Source organism: Nostoc sp. (genome assembly GCF_036919495.1).
Classification (GTDB): domain Bacteria; phylum Cyanobacteriota; class Cyanobacteriia; order Cyanobacteriales; family Nostocaceae; genus Nostoc.
This window is the reverse complement of record NZ_JBALBZ010000141.1, coordinates 69,047-83,803: the sequence shown is the minus strand read 5'-3', so window position 1 is coordinate 83,803 and position 14,757 is coordinate 69,047. Positions and strand designations below refer to the sequence as shown.

The following is a 14,757-nucleotide window of genomic DNA, read 5'->3' as shown; positions in this document are numbered from 1 at the left end:
CTAATGACTGATGACTATTCAAACTGCTAGATAACGCCGCAAAAAACTTTCTAATGTCTCCAACTGGAAGTTATAAATCGCTTCTAAATTGGCAATTTCATCTTTTGTACAGAAAAATTCATTTGCTAGCAATGTGCGATAAGTTCCCAAAGCTTTTTGGATTTGGGGATTAATTAAACCTAATGCACTTTGTAACCCATCAACGGCAAATAGTGGTGAGTTAATTATTACTGGTTCTTTGTTGAAGATCCGGCCAAAAATCCGGGGAATATCTTCTCGTAATAAAATCTCTGGGCCTCCTACAGGTAAAATCTGGTTGCGAGCGCCTTCAACTGTCACAGAATCCACCACTATCTTTGCTAAATCATCGGTACTGACAATTGAGGTACGGTTTTTGCGATCGCCAATTAGCAGATACAATCCCGTTTCCCGAAATTGTTCTACGAGTGGTAGCAAGTTAGATGCTAATCCAGATGGGCGTAAAATAGTGTAATTTAAGCCACTAGCTGCTAAATATCGTTCTACTGCTCGTTTGGCTTTAAATACAGGAGCGTCTTCATATCCGCGATCGGCTCCCAGTACAGAAATAAAGACAAAATGCTCTACACCATTGGCTTTAGCCTGGTCTATTAGTTCAATATTGGCGCGGTAATCTAAAGATAGAGCATCGCTATCAGAACCGTGGGCGCTGATAATATACTTGACACCCCGACTAGCTTTCTGGATATCTCTTTCTTCTAGCAAGTCACCGATAAAGATTTCTGCACCCCGGTGTTCTAACTCGCTGTAGCGCGAAGTTAGACGGACAAATGCCCGCACAGACTGTTCTCGTTGCCGTAGAAGTCGCACAACTCTACGACCAATTCCTCCCGTTGCTCCAGTTATTAGAAACATATAAATACCTAAATTGAATAGTTACAGGGTTTATATAGAGGTTCGCTCGTTTGTATGCAATACACTTTGACCTCACTTCCATTCCTCTCTCCTAAGAGGCTACGGTGTATACACAAGTCTGAAATAGCTGAAAAACCCAAGGTTTTACCCCACCCTAACCCTCCCCTTATAAAGGGGAGGGAACTAGATTTCCGGTTTCCCTCCCCTTATAAAGGGGATTGAACTAGATTTCCGGTTTCCCTCCTTATAAAGGGGATTGAACTAGATTTCCGGTTTCCCCCCTTATAAAGGGGATTGAACTAGATTTCCGGTTTCCCCCCTTATAAAGGGGATTGAACTAGATTTCCGGTTTCCCTCCTTATAAAGGGGATTGAACTAGATTTCCGGTTTCCCCCCAATATATCGGGGGGATTAAGGGGGGTAATTCGACTTGTGTGTACACCGTAGCTCCTAAGAGGAGAGAGGCTTTGAATCTTACTCCCCTTCCCTAATAGGGAAGGGGTTGGGGGTTAGGTCTCTATTAGCCAATAAGTCATACCTTATTTATCTTAATCTCAAAAAATTATCCCCTGTATCTCCAAAGATGTAGAGGATGGGGTAATGGGATTAATTTTACTGGCTCAACAAGTCAATAGCTTGTTCAAGCGACATCTTAGCCCTGTGCAAGTTCAGCAGGTTCTCCTGGTCGTATCGGTCAGGATAGCTCATTTTTCTGCCCTCTAAAGTTATCTGAATTAGTGCTGCTTGCTCATTCATCTGTGGGTGAATTCATCTCTTCTATAGCAGAACTGATTATCTGGATAGCGTTAAAGTTAGGGAATTTTAACCCTTTACCTTGCTTCAAAGCATATTGAAAAAGCAATATGCTTCTTTTGCTTGCGGAAAACACCGAAATAAAAAAGTAAACTGGGGTTTGAGAAAGTAAAAGCTCCTTTTACTTGCGGAAAACACCAAAATGAGAAAGCAAACTGGGGTTTGAGAAAGTAAAAGCTGATTTTGCTTGCGGAAAACACCAAAATGAGAAAGCAAACTGGGGTTTGAGAAAGTAAAAGCTGATTTTGCTTGCGGAAAACACTGAAATGAGAAAGCAAACTGAGGTTTGAGAAAGTAAAAGCTTCTTTTGAGTAAGTCAAATGTCATTTTGCTTATTAAATTCGACGTAATACCGTTTCTTTGTGAAGCTGCGCCAAATCTTTTAATTTCTTATTTCTTCTTGGCGTACTTGGCGCTCTTGGCGGTTCGTTCTTTATTTCTTGCACCATAAGCGCATCTTCATACAGAATTGGTATAACTTAAGTAATTACGTTAAGAAGATTTGTAGGTTGGGTTGAACGGAGTGAAACCCAACAAAGCTGTGAAAAGGTTGGGTTTCGTTCCTCAACCCAACCTACATTGGAGTTATTTTTTAGGCAAAACTACACAGTATTAGGCTGAGTTAAAATCCCCCCACATCTTTGCAGATGCAGAGGGAGTATTAACAATTCAAAATTGTTTCACATGGGTATTTAAACGCTTTGTGCAAACACCCCACTTCAAAACTATTCAGCAGCTTTGTTATTAGCTCTATTAGCCCGCGCCTCAGCCGAAGCCATCACCTCATCCATATTCTCTAGCACTTCACCAGGGAAGTTTTCCAAAACTCTGGTAGAAAGGGCAACCCGCCCTTTACCCTCATCCAAGTCAATAATTACAGCTTTAATTTGCTGACCAACTTGAAATACCTTTTCTAAAGAGTCGATGAATTTTTGGCTTACCTGCTTGATATGAAGCAAAGCTCCCATACCATTTAAATCAACAAATACACCAAAAGGTTTGATGCCAGTAACTTTACCTTCCACCAGTTGACCTAGTTCTAACAAGCTGAAGTTGCTAGAACGAGTTGCTAATCGCTGGGAAAGGATGAGTTTGTTGGTGTTTTTATTGATTTCCAAAAAGCCCACAGTCAGATTTTGACCTTTGAGAGCTTCTAAATTATCACGCTCGGCCAGGTGCGATCGCGGAATAAATCCCCGCAAGGAGAGAATATCTACGGTGACACCACCTTTATTTACACCCATAACCTTTACTTGCACAGTCTGAGCATTTTCCTGCATTTCGGCCAGTCGTTCCCAGATGTGCTGAATTTCCAACTGCTTTCGAGAAAGGGTGACTTGACCTTCTGCATCCTGATCTCGGATAATCAAAAACTGCATATCCTCTTGCAATGGCAGCACTTCCGATAAATCGGTAACTGCTCTCAAAGAAGCCTCATCGCGCGGCAGAAAAGCTGACGACTTGCCACCAATATCGACATAAGCTCCATCATGGTCAAGTTGGAACACTTTGCCATGTACAACCTGTCCTTTTTGAAACTGGTAGTCGTGTTTTTCTAGTGCTTTGGCAAAATCGTCCATCGTAAACGGCGAATTGGCTGTTTGAGAAAGTTTCGATTCGGAATTCATGACTTTTGAAGATTAATTGTTATTTGATATGGTGCAACTGGAGTTTAGATTGTCATTTGTCACTTGTCATTTGTCATTCGTCAGTTGTCGTTTATTATTCACTAATGACTAATGACTAGTTCAGTTGACTAAAGAGTTGTTTGACTTGCTCCCAAGCATCAGCAGCAGCTTTAGGATTATAACTGGCACGACGGTCACAGAAAAATCCGTGATCAGCTCCATCGTAGCGAAACACACGATGAGGAATTTTATATTTTTCTAACTCTGCTTCAATCTCATCTACTTGTTCGCCTGGAATGCTAGCATCTTCTCTACCAAAGAAGGCATAGAGAGTGCCTGGAATTTCTCTGGTGCGGGTGACAGTGGGAGCTACACCTCCTGGTGTGCGAGTGGTAATTCCAGCACCGTAGAAGGAAGCCGTAGCTTTAATATCTGGTAAGGTAGCTGCAAGATATGCAACATGACCACCAAAGCAGAAGCCAATACAACCAAAACTATCTTTTTTCACTTGAGGCAGATTTTTGAGGTAGTCAATTGCTAATTGAATATCGCTCAATAACTCTGAGGCTTTAGTTTGCGTAGCGTAGCCTCTGCCCGTTTCAATATCTTCGGGTGTGTATCCGGTTTCAAAACCAGGAGCAGTCCGTTGAAAAAGTGCAGGTGCAATCGCTACATACCCAAGTTTGGCAATTCGTTCTGTAACATCCCGAATGTGAACGTTAACACCAAAAATCTCTTGTAATACCAAGACTCCTGGGTAAGATCCAACTTCTTTTGGTTCTGCCAAATAAGCTGAAATTTGAATAGTATCTTGCAAAAGATTAACCGTTGTGGTAATTATTCCTTGCTCTGTCATAATAATTTTTACCAGTGCTGTATGATTAGCCGTGTGTTTATTTGATATAACTATGCCAGTATGCCCAGGTTATTTCCATTCAAATTATCAATTACCAATAGGAGCGCATTAGAAATTTGTACCAGAAAAACTTCATGTGTAAATAAAATATTTGACATGTAGCAAATGCAGCTGGTCATTAAAGGAGGGCTGAGTTAAAAGTGCTGAGTAGTAAATCAACATTCCCCACTCCCCACTCCCCACTCCCCACTCCCCACTCAGTATTCAGGAGGTTTGCTGATGATTCAATTCCGTATTCAGCCAGACAGCGAAATTCCCGCATCAACCCAGCTGTTTAATCAAATCCGGTTTGCGATCGCTTCTCGGCAATATCCCCCTGCTTACAAATTGCCAAGCACAAGAGCGTTAGCAATGCAAACTGGATTACACCGTAATACCATTAGCAAAGTTTACCGTCAACTAGAAGAAGACGGATTTGTTGAAAGTATGGCTGGTTCAGGAATTTATGTTCGTCCCCAAGGTCATGAGGGCGGTAGCAGGCTGCAATCACCAATACTTAAACAAAATCCTGATGCATATCAAGTTGTCCAGAAAGCACTCGATGATTTGCTCACCCAAGGATGTTCACTCAATCAAGCCAGAGAGCTATTTTTAGCGGAAATTGACTGGCGCTTGCGTTGTAGTGCGCGGGTACTGGTTGCAGTTCCATCTTATGACATGGGTGCTGGTGAGTTGATGGTCTATGAATTAGAGCGATCGCTAAAAATACCAGTCCAGTTGGTAGCAATGGAAGAATTAACTGCTGTGTTAGATAAAACTACCTCTGCAACAGTAGTTACAAGTCGATATTTTATCAGTAATGTGGAAGCGATCGCAGCTCCTAAAGCTGCACGAGTAATTCCTCTAGATATCTACGACTACAGCAAAGAACTCAGCCTATTGAAAACCCTACCAAAAGAAAACTGTGTAGGTATAGTTAGCCTCAGTTCCGGGATTGCACGAGCCGCAGAAGTCATCCTCCACGGTTTGCGAGGAGATGAACTATTAGTGATGACTTCGCAACCAAAAGATGCTTATAAACTTCAGGCAATGGTTAAACGGGCTGAGGTAATCATAAGCGATCAAGCCAGTTTTGCGGCAGTGCAAGCAGCCGTGCAAGCATGTGATGAAGATATTATTCGTCCACCGAAGCTGATTAAGGTTGAAAATTATATAGGTACTAACTCAATTAACTTGCTAAAACGAGAACTAGGTTTAAGTTAATTAACACTTACGCAAAATATTTCTCAAACTCTCATTCTCTGTGCCCTCTGCGCCTCTGTGGTTTGTTATTCTCTAACTCGTACCAGTCCTTTAATCTCAAGATAATTCGACCAACATCTTTAAGAGCAACTGATACAGGAGGGATAAAGTAGTGCAAATTGTGATTGTCGGCGCAGGCCCAACAGGCGTAACACTTGCCCTGCTCCTTGCAAAACGTGGTATTCCTGTAACATTAATTGAAGCAGCAAAAGACTTTCATCGTGTTTTTCGCGGTGAAGGATTAATGCCCAGTGGGTTAGATGCACTAGAGCAAATGGGCCTATCACCGTTGTTAGAACATATTCCCCATCGACAACTCGACGCATGGGAATTCATTCTGGGTGAAAAGCAGTTGTTTCGAGTTGATGAACCAATGGGAGCAACCCGACCCTGTACACTGGTTTCACAACCACCACTACTCAATGCACTGATTTCTGAAGCTCAAACCAATGATGGGTTTAAATTTATCCAGGGTGTTCCAGTCAAAGATTTACGGTGGAGGAATCAACGTGTCGCAGGTGTAGTACTGAGCGATGGCAGAGAACTAACTGCTGATTTAGTGATTGGGGCAGATGGTCGAAATTCTCTTGTGCGACAACGTATAGCATTGGAATTGGTACGCCAGCCCAAAAATATTGATATTCTCTGGTTTAAGCTTGCCGCCAGCCCTGAGTTTGCAGCCGACAATGTATTTCGTACTATTGTAAATGGCGATCGCGTATTTACCATCTTTCACGGAGCAGAGTCAGGTAAACTGCATCTGGTTTGGGTGATGTCCGCAACCGAAAATACTGACTCTAAGCAAACCAACTGGGGAGAGATTTTTGCCTCATTATCACCCTCATGGCTAGCGGAGCATTTCCGTAATCATGCAGACACTATCGAATCCCCGATTCGGCTGTCTGTTGTGGTTGGTTATTGCCCACAATGGCACGCACCAGGGGTATTGCTTCTGGGTGACGCTGCACACCCAATGTCTCCTGTCCGCGCTCAAGGAATTAATCTAGCATTCCGTGATGTGATTGTCGCTGCTAATCATCTTGTGCCACTGTTGCACAGAGAAGCTGGACACCAGGATATTGATATGGCATTACCGCAAATCCAAGCGGAACGTGAGCCAGAAATTATCCGTGCCCAGCAACTCCAGTTAGAAGAAGCTAAACAAGGCGAACTACTGCGAAAAAATACACTGCTGCGATCGCTATTGATTCAACTTGCTCCCTTACTCCGTAAAATAATTAAAAAGTCTTGGTTAAGGCGACAATATAAAATGCGTCAAGGTATCACACAGGTACACTTAACTGTCTAAAAAACCGCCAGCAGTTATCCAACTTGTGGTTGTGGGGTGTTAATTTGCAAAAACTCTTGTACCCGTTGCAAGTAAGTTGGCGCATCTTCCAACATTGGGAAATGCGCTGTGTTACGAATCATCACAAATTCCACTTTGTCACTTAGTGCAGCTGCTTGACGCCCCATCTCGGCTGGAATAATCTTGTCATACTCCCCCGCTACAAGCAGAGTCGGCACTGTCAGCTTGGCAAACTCTTCCGGCATCACTTCAGATTGAGCCTTGCTGACTGAAGTAAAAATTGTTCCTAAAGCCGCATCGTAATCTGCTTCGAGAAAATCTTCCAAAAAAGCTTGCCGCTCAGAATGTGGTATGGAACTATGTAGAAATCTGGCCATAAACATCCGGTCAACAAATGGAATTTTGCTTAACCATTTGGGACGGAATTTAACTACATAGCCACCAAATTTATGAAAAGCACTAAAAGATTTTTCGTCGTACTCAAAAACGCCGCTACAGGTTAAAATTCCTCGTTCCACTCGTTGGGGATAGCGGTTAAAAAATAAAGTAGCAACAGACGCGCCCATTGAATGAGCATTGATATAAACACGCTGAAGATGCAACCCATCTAACAAAGCTGCCAAATCATCAGCGTATTCTTCTAATTCATAGGTTAACTCTCTGATTGCCTGTGATTCTTCCTGGGAAGACTCAGATTCGGCAACAGTTTCACTTGCTTCAGCTATGGTTGGCTTCCCACCAGAACGCCCAAATCCCCGCATATCGTAGAGTAAACAATCAAATTGCTCCGATAGAGCATTCGCGGTATTTTGCCAATATCTAGCCGAACCAGCCCAACCGTGGATGAAAATCATCACTGGTTTTACCAAAGAACCAGATGGTTTTTTCACCCATTCGTAGTAATGCTCAACGCCACGAACTTTAATATAAGGCATTAGTCATTAGTCCTTTGTCAGTTGTCATTAGTCATTTGTCCTTGGTACATAGTTATTATTCCTTAGTTTTTGCCCAATGACTAATGACCAATGACTAATGACTATTAAGCTGATTCTGGCTTCGGTAGTGAAGATGGATGTATTATCAGTTCGGCAGTCGATCGCTTCTCAACCATCTCCCGTGTTACTGTACAGCGTGTCACATCCTTACGAGATGGTAACTCGTACATTACATCCAACATTAATTCTTCCACAATGCCCCGCAGCGCTCTAGCACCAGTTTTACGACGGTAGGCTTCTTGAGCGATCGCTCGTAAAGCATCTGGTTTAAAATCTAACTGGACATTATCCATCTTCAGCAGTTTTTGGTACTGCTTGACTAAGGCGCTGCGTGGTTGGGTGAGAATCGCCATCAACGCTTCTTCATCTAGCGGATCTACTACTGCTACCATTGGCACGCGCCCAATAAATTCGGGAATCATACCAAATTTTACTAGATCGTCTGGTGCTAGATGGCGGAGAGTATCTGCTGCCCGTTTTTCTTTCGATTGGCCTTCTCCAGGTTGCACAAAGCCTATTGCTTTTTTGCCAACTCTCTGATCCACAACCTTTTCTAGACCTACGAAAGCACCACCACAGACGAACAAAATATTACTTGTATCAATCTGGATGCAGTCTTGATAGGGATGCTTACGCCCTCCTTGGGGTGGTACATTGGCGATCGTTCCCTCTAACATTTTCAGCAAGGCTTGCTGCACGCCTTCGCCAGAAACATCGCGGGTAATTGACGGATTCTCACTCTTGCGAGCAATTTTGTCAATTTCATCAATGTAGATAATTCCTCGTTGCGCTTCCTCTATATCTAAATCTGCCACCTGCAACAGTCGCAGCAAGATATTTTCCACATCTTCTCCTACGTACCCCGCTTCTGTCAGCGTCGTAGCATCAGCGACGGCAAAGGGTACATCCAGGATTTTTGCTAAGGTTTGCGCTAAGAGAGTTTTGCCGCAACCAGTTGGGCCAATTAACAAAATATTGGATTTTTGCAATTCTACAGCATCATCTGCCGCAGCTTTGCCACTGGTTTTAGACTGAATTACCGCTAACCGCTTGTAGTGATTATAAACGGCTACTGACAGCACTTTCTTTGCTTCGTCTTGACCAATGACGTGTTCGTCTAGATAATTTTTAATCTCTCTTGGCTTGGGTATTTGATTAAACGAAATACTAGAAGATTGAGTCCGTCGTTTTTGAGGTGGTTCTGCTCTTGGTGCAGGTTGTGCTGCCGCACCATTGGTATCGAGTAACTCCTCGTCTAGTATTTCATTACACAAGTCAACGCATTCATCGCAGATGTAGACTCCCGGCCCCGCGATTAATTTACGCACCTGCTCTTGAGACTTGCCGCAAAACGAACATTTTAAATGGGAGTCGTACTTAGACATACCAGCCTCTTATTTCAGAATGGTGACGTTTTCCCCTGCTGTGGGAAGATTTTGCCTGGAAATGACCTGATCAATCAAACCGTAATTCTTCGCCTCTTCTGCCGACATAAAGAAGTCGCGCTCAGTATCTGCTTCAATTCTTTCTATGGGTTGACCAGTATGATGAGCCATTAACTCATTTAACTTACCCTTAATGTAAAGAATTTCTCTGGCTTGAATTTCAATGTCAATGGCTTGACCTTGAGCGCCACCAAGTGGTTGGTGAATCATAATCCGGGAGTCGGGCAGAGACATTCGCTTACCGGCAGCCCCTGCTGTCAACAAAAATGCCCCCATGCTCGCGGCTAATCCAAAACAGATGGTAACAACATCAGGGCGAATTTGTTGTATTGTATCATAGATTGCCATGCCTGCGTAGACTGAGCCGCCAGGAGAATTAACATACAGTTGGATGTCTTTTTCTGAGTCTTCGGCGTCTAGAAATAACAACTGAGCCACGATTGAGTTGGCTACAGTATCATCTATTGGCGTTCCCAAAAAGATAATCCGCTCTCGCAGCAGGCGGGAGTAGATGTCGAAAGCCCTTTCACCCATGCCAGACTGTTCAACCACCATCGGCACGATGTTACTAGGGCTGTTCAACTGGGAGTTAATGTTGATTCGACTTTGGTTGCTGATGGGGTAGTTTCCCGACTGCGATACAAGCATACAAGCTTTCTTTGACGATAATTTAGGACAAGTGTTTCAGCAGCAGATGCTGCCTTTTCAACGAATGGAATTTTTATAGGTACGTGTTAACCATTATGCCTCATATAATTTCCCCTCGTGTAACACAGTATCAAGCTCAGGCGATAAGATGTGTCACAATTTGCTGAAAATTCATTCTTTAATTATTCTGCCTTTATTCCTCATCTCCCCCTGCTCCCTTCTCCCCCATCTCTTTTAACTTACCCATTTCACCAGTACTTTAACTCAGGACTGGTGAACTCATGGCTGTGTGGTTTTTAATTATCCTTCAGTGACTTCAGTTGAAGCTTCGCTGATTTCTTCCTCTGTCTGAGGTGCATCAGCTTCAGCATCTGATTCTGCGTCTTCCGTTTCCTCTGCGGGACTTAAGGAACCTTCGAGTACAAGTTCAATTGAGGAATGTTCTAATAACCAATCAATGGTCTTTTCAGTTAATAGTTCGTTTTCCACGATTGAGCGCAGTCTATCTTCATCAACGTCTTGCTCCTCTGGGTACTGTTCCAAAAGTTCTGTGACTCTGGCTGCGATTTCTTCAGGTGTTACCTCAATAGATTCGCGTTTAGCGACTTCGCGCAACGACAAGGAGCGTTTGATGCGTTCAATGGCCTCTGTACGCGATCGCTCCCGCAATTGAGGAATAATATCTTGAGTAAACAACTTCCTCACATCTAATCCCTGCTGAGACAGGCGCATTGCTGTTTGTGTGAGCATTGCATCCACTTCTTGCTCAATCATGGTTGCTGGTAAGTCAACTTCTACGTGTTTGAGCAGTTCCGTTAACAATGCTTCCTGTTTATTTGTTTTTGTTTTGTCGTCCGCCTCTTTTTGATATTGCTCGACCAAAGAAGCGCGTAACTCCTCTAAGGTTTCAAAATCGCTGATTTCCTGGGCGAAATCGTCATTTACTTCTGGTAGTTCCTTTTCCTTCAGTTCTTTAAGTGTCACCGTGAAAGTTGCCGCTTTTCCAGCTAAATCTTCATTAGCATAAGGATCTGGGAACTGTGCCGCAATTTCTTTGGTTTCTTCAGGATTCATCCCCACTATTCCCGAAATAAAGCCTGGAATAAACTTATCTTCCTGCAACTCAACTTGAAAATCAGTTGCTTCAGCTCCGGGAATCGGTTCTAGTTCAGCTGTTTCGTCTTCGCCCTCAACTCTGGCAAATGAGCCTTTAAAATCGACTACGGCAATATCACCGATTTGGGCTGCACGTCCTTCCACAGGAATCAATGTCGCCAATTCTTGACGTTCCTTGTCAAGGTTTGCGTCTACTCGTTCTGGATCGAACTTGACTTCTTCAGCCTTAGCTTGCAAGTCAGTGTACTGAACTAGATTCACTTCTGGTTCTACATCGACAGCAGCCGAAATCGTCAGGGGTTTTCCAGGTTCATAATTCTTAATTAAATCCTCAAAGGAGGAGCGCAATTGCGGCTGACCTATTGCCGGAATGGCTTCTTGTTTAACTGCTTGCTCAATGCCGTCTTGAATTAGTTCTTCCAGTGCTGCTGCCTTGATACGAGTTGTACCCAGCCTTTGTAGCAATATTGGGCGAGGTACTTTGCCTTTACGAAACCCAGGAATATTGGCAGTACTCGCTAAGTTTTTAATGACCTGTTCGTAAGTTTGCTTGGTAATTTCCGGCGTAATCTCTATTTCCAGCCCAATTTGGCTGGCGGGAAGTTTTTCCTGGGTAACTTTCATACTTCGTCTCTAGTTTTCTGGTATTTTATACTCCAAGTACACACAAGATGCAATAATTGTTTGCGTTTATGGCTTGATGTGTCTTAAGGGAATGGGATGCCAAAAGGCTTTATGACATCCAAGGATGGATGTTTGTCCTGGGGCAAAGATCCAGTTTACTGCCAATCACCAAGGACTTGACATATTACCTTCATAACAATTTAGTTAGTAGGGGCATTGGGCATGGGGCATTGGTTATTCTTTCTCCCTCTGCTGTCTCAGAACCACTCCCCACTCCCTCTGAAACTTAGGAATTAATTATCTCACTGCGCTAACGCCGTGATATCCTGGTTCTCAGCGACTGGTTAGTACTCCCAAGTTAAAGTTATAGTGTTGAGTCTAGCTATTATGTAAGTTGTGGGGCAAGAGCGCATCTATTACCTAAGCGTATAACTCAGTTTGATGCTGTGCTGATTTTATCAACTTTGATCGTAAATATATTCATCATTTTGGTAAGCAACTTTGAAGCTAAGACGTTCGTCGCATTATTAAGTGAGATGCCTATGAAACGCCTAAGTGCAGATATCTCTAGTTTTCTGTTAAATCGCTGTTTATTGTATAATAATATATAGTTGAAATCGATGGACAAATGGGATAACCATTGGTGGAGAGTGCAACATAACTTAATGTTTTAAATTAAGCAAAAAATAAATGTATTAAATATTTAGAAATAAAAAAATTATAGGCTAAATTCAGAGAAAAATTTAAATTTATTCAAAATGCATTTAAAGAGTACGATCGCTATTTAAATATAAGTAAATCTTCAACTGTTCCAAATTGCAAAAAAACCTCTTAAAGGAGGAAGTGAGTTTGTCTAAATCCTATCGTATAGCTATTTTAGGAGCGACTGGTGCCGTTGGCACAGAGTTGCTGGAATTATTAGAAATCCGTAATTTTCCGATTGCTGACTTAAAGCTATTGGCATCAGAACGGAGTGTAGGGCGATCGCTGCGCTTTAAAGGGGAGAATATACCAATAGAAGCAGTGAGCGATCGCGCCTTTGAAAATGTAGATATAGTATTAGCTAGTGCGGGTGGTTCCACATCCAAAACTTGGGCAGCAATTGCCGTAGAAAAGGGCGCAGTGGTAATTGACAACTCCAGTGCCTTTAGGATGAACCCGGAAGTTCCCTTAGTAGTGCCAGAGGTGAATCCAGAAGCCGTAGCTAATCACCAAGGCATTATTGCCAACCCCAACTGCACGACAATTTTAATGGCTGTGGCAGTCTGGCCATTGCATAAAATTAAACCAGTGCAACGCATCGTAGCTGCAACCTACCAATCTGCTAGTGGTGCTGGTGCTAGAGCAATGGCAGAAGTCAAAAGGCAAACAAGCGCTATACTACAAGGACAGCCGCCAGTCGCTGAGGTATTACCTTACCCACTGGCATTTAATTTATTCCCGCATAACTCACCATTAAACGATTTGGGTTATTGTGAGGAAGAAATGAAAATGGTCAACGAAACCCGAAAAATATTTGGTACGCAGCAAATCAGAATCACTGCGACCTGTATACGGGTTCCCGTACTTCGGGCCCATTCAGAAGCCATTAATTTAGAATTTGAGACTCCCTTTAGTGCAAAGGAAGCCAGAGAGATTTTAAATTCCTCCCCTGGAGTGAAGTTGGTAGAAAATTGGGAAACTAACTATTTTCCGATGCCAATTGAAGCAACTGGTAAAGACGAAGTTTTAGTGGGAAGAATTCGTCAGGATATTTCTCATCCCTGTGGCTTGGAATTATGGTTATGTGGTGACCAAATCCGCAAAGGCGCAGCATTAAATGCAGTACAAATCGCCGAATTACTGGTAGAAAAAAATCTACTAAAACCTGCTAAAGCTTACGTTTCAAGCTAATCATTAGTAAAAACAAACAACTAATGAAAAAGAGCAAATGTGCAAATCACTGTTGAAAGTAATTTGCATATAGGTTATTACAATAGAGAACCACCAAGATATAAAAACATGGGTAATCAGGAGTGAAAAAAGGGTGGGAGATTTTGGCAATGTTTTAACCGCTATGATTACGCCGTTTAAAGCAGACGGTAGTGTAGATTATGATGTAGCGGCAGAACTGGCAGCACATCTAGCTAACAACGGAACAGATACATTGGTGGTGTGCGGCACAACCGGAGAATCCCCTACCTTAACTTGGGATGAGGAATACCAGCTGTTTATTGAGGTATTGCGCTCCGTGGCAGGAAAAGCCAAGGTCATCGCAGGTTGTGGTTCAAATTCTACCAAGGAAGCGATCGCAGCTACCCAAAAAGCGTCTAAAATAGGAGTACATGGTTCCTTACAAGTTGTTCCTTATTACAACAAACCGCCACAAGCGGGATTGGAAGCGCACTTTCAGGCTATAGCACAAGCCTGTCCCGACTTACCTTTGTTGTTATATAATGTCCCAGGTCGTACCGGACAAAACCTTCAGCCAGAAACAGTTGCCCGGTTAGCTGAGGTTAGCAATATTGTCGGAATTAAAGAATCCACTGGTAGTATAGATCAAGCAAGCGAAATCCGTCGCTTGACACCAAAAGAATTTGACATTTACTCTGGTGATGATTACATGACTTTGCCCTTGTTAGCGATCGGGGCAAAGGGCGTGGTAAGTGTGGCTTCTCATCTGGTAGGAAACCAATTACAGCAGATGATCCAAGCTTTTAGGGCGGGAAAAATTGAAGTAGCTACTGAGATTCATCTCCAACTCTTCCCGTTGTTTAAAGCTTTATTTCTCACTTCAAATCCCATTCCAGTGAAAAAAGCACTGAAACTTCAAGGTTGGGAGGTTGGTTCAACTCGTCCACCGCTATGTGAAGCTGATTTAGAAGTAAGCCAAAAGTTAGAAGCGGTTCTGAAGGAACTTAGTTTAATCTAGCCACCATCCGGTTAATCGCTGTTAATCTGCTGCTTTCTTAAGATACATATAAACAACGCTCATAATTGTTCATAAGTTGCAATTTAAAAATCTGTGTTAGGACTGATAGACATACTATAAATTCTTCAATGTACAGTCGATTTTATTGAATAAAAAATTGAAATCTTCAATTAAAACTTGATTGCTTTGGGACTGAATTAAGAGACAAATGATGTT

General features: G+C 42.7%; 11 protein-coding genes. 4 read left to right on the top strand and 7 right to left on the bottom strand.

Annotated elements, in window-relative coordinates:
• Positions 1 to 18: 18 nt before the first annotated feature.
• From V7K25_RS19885 to V7K25_RS19875, 3 genes are all read right to left on the bottom strand, one after another.
• Positions 19 to 894, bottom strand: a complete 876-nt coding sequence (locus tag V7K25_RS19885; protein WP_335160214.1) for an SDR family oxidoreductase — start codon at positions 892 to 894, stop codon at positions 19 to 21.
• A gap of 1,538 nt (positions 895 to 2,432) precedes the next feature.
• On the bottom strand, positions 2,433 to 3,335 hold the full coding sequence (locus tag V7K25_RS19880; protein ID WP_335160213.1) for a S1 RNA-binding domain-containing protein: 903 nt from the start codon (positions 3,333 to 3,335) through the stop codon (positions 2,433 to 2,435).
• Positions 3,336 to 3,450: 115 nt separating this feature from the next.
• Positions 3,451 to 4,191: a dienelactone hydrolase family protein gene (locus tag V7K25_RS19875; protein ID WP_335160212.1), complete on the bottom strand. Its 741-nt coding sequence runs from the start codon at positions 4,189 to 4,191 to the stop codon at positions 3,451 to 3,453.
• Positions 4,192 to 4,470: 279 nt separating this feature from the next.
• Here V7K25_RS19875 and V7K25_RS19870 point away from each other — a divergent pair, with 279 nt between their 5' ends.
• Both V7K25_RS19870 and V7K25_RS19865 read left to right on the top strand, forming a co-directional pair.
• Positions 4,471 to 5,454 carry a GntR family transcriptional regulator gene (locus V7K25_RS19870; RefSeq protein WP_229471108.1) on the top strand — a complete coding sequence of 328 codons (984 nt, stop codon included), beginning with the start codon at positions 4,471 to 4,473 and terminating at the stop codon, positions 5,452 to 5,454.
• Between the two features lie 151 nt (positions 5,455 to 5,605).
• Positions 5,606 to 6,802: an FAD-dependent oxidoreductase gene (locus V7K25_RS19865; RefSeq protein WP_335160211.1), complete on the top strand. Its 1,197-nt coding sequence runs from the start codon at positions 5,606 to 5,608 to the stop codon at positions 6,800 to 6,802.
• A 14-nt stretch (positions 6,803 to 6,816) separates the two neighbouring features.
• Here V7K25_RS19865 and V7K25_RS19860 read toward each other — a convergent pair whose 3' ends face one another.
• From V7K25_RS19860 to tig, 4 genes are all read right to left on the bottom strand, one after another.
• Complete coding sequence (locus tag V7K25_RS19860) at positions 6,817 to 7,737, bottom strand: alpha/beta fold hydrolase (RefSeq protein ID WP_335160210.1); 921 nt, start codon at positions 7,735 to 7,737, stop codon at positions 6,817 to 6,819.
• A 104-nt stretch (positions 7,738 to 7,841) separates the two neighbouring features.
• Positions 7,842 to 9,182: an ATP-dependent protease ATP-binding subunit ClpX gene (gene clpX, locus V7K25_RS19855; protein WP_109007714.1), complete on the bottom strand. Its 1,341-nt coding sequence runs from the start codon at positions 9,180 to 9,182 to the stop codon at positions 7,842 to 7,844.
• A gap of 9 nt (positions 9,183 to 9,191) precedes the next feature.
• Positions 9,192 to 9,890, bottom strand: coding sequence for an ATP-dependent Clp endopeptidase proteolytic subunit ClpP (gene clpP / locus V7K25_RS19850; RefSeq protein WP_190730227.1), 699 nt, complete (start codon positions 9,888 to 9,890; stop codon positions 9,192 to 9,194).
• A 300-nt stretch (positions 9,891 to 10,190) separates the two neighbouring features.
• Positions 10,191 to 11,630, bottom strand: a complete 1,440-nt coding sequence (gene tig, locus V7K25_RS19845) for a trigger factor (RefSeq protein WP_335160209.1) — start codon at positions 11,628 to 11,630, stop codon at positions 10,191 to 10,193.
• 849 nt (positions 11,631 to 12,479) lie between these two features.
• On the opposite strand from tig, the gene V7K25_RS19840 reads away from it, so the two are divergent.
• The gene (locus V7K25_RS19840) at positions 12,480 to 13,523 is read left to right on the top strand and encodes an aspartate-semialdehyde dehydrogenase (RefSeq protein ID WP_335160208.1); all 1,044 of its coding nucleotides are present in this window, start codon (positions 12,480 to 12,482) and stop codon (positions 13,521 to 13,523) included.
• Positions 13,524 to 13,656: 133 nt separating this feature from the next.
• The gene (gene dapA / locus V7K25_RS19835; protein ID WP_335160207.1) at positions 13,657 to 14,541 is read left to right on the top strand and encodes a 4-hydroxy-tetrahydrodipicolinate synthase; all 885 of its coding nucleotides are present in this window, start codon (positions 13,657 to 13,659) and stop codon (positions 14,539 to 14,541) included.
• The last annotated feature ends 216 nt before the right edge of the window (positions 14,542 to 14,757 follow it).

Bases quoted from the DNA above. Each gene is read 5' to 3' on its own strand.
- V7K25_RS19885 (WP_335160214.1), bottom strand. From the start codon at position 894: ATGTTTCTAATAACTGGAGCAACGGGAGGAATTGGTCGTAGAGTTGTG.
- V7K25_RS19880 (WP_335160213.1), bottom strand. From the start codon at position 3,335: ATGAATTCCGAATCGAAACTTTCTCAAACAGCCAATTCGCCGTTTACG.
- V7K25_RS19875 (WP_335160212.1), bottom strand. From the start codon at position 4,191: ATGACAGAGCAAGGAATAATTACCACAACGGTTAATCTTTTGCAAGAT.
- V7K25_RS19870 (WP_229471108.1), top strand. From the start codon at position 4,471: ATGATTCAATTCCGTATTCAGCCAGACAGCGAAATTCCCGCATCAACC.
- V7K25_RS19860 (WP_335160210.1), bottom strand. From the start codon at position 7,737: ATGCCTTATATTAAAGTTCGTGGCGTTGAGCATTACTACGAATGGGTG.
- clpX (WP_109007714.1), bottom strand. From the start codon at position 9,182: ATGTCTAAGTACGACTCCCATTTAAAATGTTCGTTTTGCGGCAAGTCT.
- clpP (WP_190730227.1), bottom strand. From the start codon at position 9,890: ATGCTTGTATCGCAGTCGGGAAACTACCCCATCAGCAACCAAAGTCGA.
- tig (WP_335160209.1), bottom strand. From the start codon at position 11,630: ATGAAAGTTACCCAGGAAAAACTTCCCGCCAGCCAAATTGGGCTGGAA.